The sequence below is a fragment of the Kocuria sp. CPCC 205231 genome (genome assembly GCF_040980965.1).
Classification (GTDB): Bacteria; Actinomycetota; Actinomycetes; order Actinomycetales; family Micrococcaceae; genus Kocuria; species Kocuria rosea.
In genome coordinates this window covers 1-519 of record NZ_JAVKPP010000114.1, presented here as the reverse complement: position 1 = coordinate 519, position 519 = coordinate 1, and the positions used below count along the sequence as shown (strand labels likewise).

The following is a 519-nucleotide window of genomic DNA, read 5'->3' as shown; positions in this document are numbered from 1 at the left end:
GGCCCGGCAGAAGCTCGCGGCGGCGGCGTTCGCCCACACCGCGGCCTACGACACCGCCGTGGCCACGTGGACCGCCCAGCAGTTCGACCACGACCCCGAGGCGAACTTCTGGCCCCCGTACGCGGGTCTCGCGCTGCAGCGCGCGGAGTCCCTGCGCTACGGCGAGAACCCGCACCAGAAGGCCGCGCTCTACACGAACGACGCCGCGGCGCCCGGGATCGCGCAGGCCGAGCAGTTGCACGGCAAGGCGATGTCCTACAACAACTACGTGGACGCGGACGCCGCCGTCCGCGCCGCATTCGACTACGACGAGCCCGCCGTGGCCGTGGTCAAGCACAACAACCCGTGCGGCGTGGCCGTGGCCACCCCCGGCGCGCAGGACCCCATTGCGGACGCCCACCTCAAGGCCCACGCGTGCGACCCGCTCTCCGCGTACGGCGGTGTCGTGGCGGCCAACCGCACGGTCACGGCGGACATGGCCCGCAACCTCAAGCCCATCTTCACCGAGGTGGTCGTGGC

General features: G+C 72.4%; 1 pseudogene. It reads left to right on the top strand.

The features are described from left to right. Positions 1-519 (top strand): annotated as a pseudogene (gene purH / locus RF640_RS19125) (bifunctional phosphoribosylaminoimidazolecarboxamide formyltransferase/IMP cyclohydrolase); the annotation flags it as partial.